This is a genomic window from Janthinobacterium sp. Ant5-2-1 (assembly GCF_001445815.1).
Lineage (GTDB): Bacteria > Pseudomonadota > Gammaproteobacteria > Burkholderiales > Burkholderiaceae_D > Janthinobacterium > Janthinobacterium lividum_E.
In genome coordinates this window covers 1-3,117 of sequence record NZ_LNCE01000157.1, presented here as the reverse complement: position 1 = coordinate 3,117, position 3,117 = coordinate 1, and the positions used below count along the sequence as shown (strand labels likewise).

1 protein-coding gene is annotated in these 3,117 nt (G+C 38.7%); it reads left to right on the top strand.

The window, feature by feature from the left end:
* Positions 1 to 124 precede the first annotated feature (124 nt).
* The gene (locus tag ASN89_RS28875; RefSeq protein WP_152988716.1) at positions 125 to 2,995 is read left to right on the top strand and encodes an FG-GAP-like repeat-containing protein; all 2,871 of its coding nucleotides are present in this window, start codon (positions 125 to 127) and stop codon (positions 2,993 to 2,995) included.
* The last annotated feature ends 122 nt before the right edge of the window (positions 2,996 to 3,117 follow it).

The window sequence follows — 3,117 nt, the reverse complement described above, 5'->3', positions numbered from 1 at the left end:
GGTTAGATTTTTATCAAAAAACACACAGCAGAACTTACGTGATAACGAAGAGTTTCTAAAAAACATTAAGCGGCAACTATTAATAGTTATAACTTAGCACAATTTTTATAAACAGGGAGAGATCATGAACAAAAAAAATCATAAAATTGCAATCGCAATTTTATTTTTATCTATATTTTCTGGTTGTGGAAGTTCTAGTTCTATAACTAGCGACGAATCGACATCAGAAAAAGAACCTAGTGTGCCAGTTGTGCAGGAGTCGGCACCATTACAAAAGGACGGAGATAACACGACAATATCGACTGATATGTATATAGTAGCACATCAAGATGATGAGTTATTGTTTCTCAGCCAACCTTTACAACAATCCGTGGCAAAAGGCAATCGCGTTGTAACAGTTTTTCTTACCAATGGCGCAGTACAGGTTGGTGGAAACGATACCCATGGAAATCCTAATCCACCCCCACCTGCATCTCTTCAAGAACTTTGCAAAATGCCAAATAGTGGAAATATAGAGGTATTAAAATATATTGATACTAGTTCTCTTCAAGGTTGCTATGAAAGTATAGCAGGATTGAATCGTATTGCGGCAAGTCTCAGCGCTTATAGGACAATGCTCGGTTTACCTGTTACTAATACACCCGCTGATTGGTTACGTAGATGGTTGGATGCTAGCAATATAATCGATAGCCGTAAAAAAACCGATGATGTTATTAATCAACTTATAAGCGCAAATTGCAAAGTATCAAAAACTATAACAGGTTCATCCACGCTTCTGCCTTCAATTCATTGCTCAATGCAAGGGAAAAAAACTCTGCCAGATGGAAGTATTGTAGACGGAAGCATTGTCGATTTATTTTATTTAGGACTACCAGAAACGGAAGGTTGGTCTGATGGTAGTGCAGAAAATATTCTTCCTTATGAATATACTGCCGGGAGCCAAATTAGATCTTTAGAAGCTCTTTGGAAAGATACAACTTTAACATCAACTACTAACAGCACTTATACTTTTGCAGATGAAACAGGGAAACAGTACCTAATTTCTTACACAAGGCCACAATTACTCTTATTTCTTTCAACATTAATGAGTACATTTCAACCTAATATAATCGGAACACTTGATAGCACTAAAACTTTTTATGATGTCTTCTTTCGTGACGGATTGCCCCTTGCTAGTACAGCAGCCGATCATGGCGATCACATTTATACAGCTTTTTTTGCACAACAGGCGGCTCGTGAATATATGCGCACAAGCGGTGTAGAACATCACTTGTTAAACGCGCAAACATATAGTATGCAAACTCAAAGTTTTGAAGCATATTCAAATAGCCCCGCATTCAATTTGCCTAATTTGCAATGTCCAAATATAAAATTAAAGCAGACTATATTCGCCGCCTATGCGCCTTGGGACTTTAACAATGTACACGATTCTAACTTTGACTTAATGGGAGATAGGTGCAATGATATTTATAATCACTATAAAGTTGACGACCATTATGCTCAATGGCTTACAAGAGAAGGAGCAACTAGTAACCTTGCATCTTTTTCTGCAACAAAAATTGCTAATTTCGACGGCTGCCTAAATATTAGCACTAACGGTAATGCTAATATAACTCCATGTGAAAAAGCTAGTAAATGGAGTCTAGATAAAAAAGGACAAATTTTTGTTGACGCAACACACTGCCTAATAGCCAATCCTCTCTCTTTTCCCTACAGATCTACTCAGGGAATTGTACAGACTGGCAATTGTCAGTCCACAATCAATCAAATTTGGACGGTCCTTAACAATGGACAAATCCGTGGTAACAATGGTCTATGTCTTACTGCAGAAAATAATGGAGTTTTTACACAAGAATGTGCCCAATTAACCGATCAGGCAGTTTATCCACCATATGGACGTTTTAATCAAAGGTGGGCAAAAGAGACAGGGGATACGATAATGCAAAAAACTGTCTCGGTTGGAACTAATGTACGTGGAAACTTATTTTCTGATGCTGAATTTAATTGGGATACTAATGTCGCAAACTATAGTACGTTTCGAATCGCAGATATAAATAATGATGGACGACCTGATATGTGTGGCTTAAGGCCGGATGGCGTTTATTGCGCAACTATGAATGCTGACGGAACATATAGTGGTAGCACTCGATGGACTACAGCAATCTCAAGTGCATCTCTTACTTCCCCTGGATATGCCATGTCCTTTCAGCTAGGTGACATTAATGGCGATAAAAAAGCGGACGTATGTATACGTGATTCAAATGGCATTAAGTGTGCGGTTTCTGATGGAAAGTCATTTGCGGCTGTAACAACGCTTTGGACCAAGGATTTCTCGGATGCGCAAGGATGGGGACGAAAATCAACATACCAAGGGTCCCTTCGACTAGTTGACATTAATCAAGATGGTTATGCTGACATATGTGGGCGTGGTATAGCCGGAATTTGGTGCGCTCTAAACGACAAAGCTGGAAAATTTAGTCCAATGACAAATTGGATTACTGCTTTTGATGACGCTTCAGGTTGGTCGGACGATCAGTATGGACTAACTATACAGTTTGCTGATGTAACTGGTGATGGCAGCATTGACGTATGCGGAAGAGGATCGTCTGGTATTTATTGCGCAGTAGCTGATATTACTAACAATCGTTTTATAGGATTTGGACGATGGGGCCGCATGTTTTCTGATGGTGAAGGTTGGAATAAACCGCAATATTATCAATCGATACATTTGGCTGATGTTGATGGCGATGGTAAGGCTGACGTGTGTGGACGAGGACAGAATGGTATATTCTGTGCAATATCTCGTGGGAATGGCTTTCTCGATACTTGGAACTTCCCAATAAGTAGAGAATTTAGTGATAAAGCGAATTTTGGAACTGTGGCAAAAGCCTCATCAATGTTATTCCATGACATTAATGGAGACGGCCAAGCTGATATTTGCGGTAGGAGTTCGCAAGGATACATATGTACGTTATCTTCTTTGCCATATAAATGAAGGACATGAAATAATATTATCACTTTTTTTTATAACTTCGAAAAAATGCAAAAGTTGTGGGGAGGATAGGAAAATAAAAAATTCAAAGCCTCCTCACAAAGTTTTAAAAAATTTAATTCAAA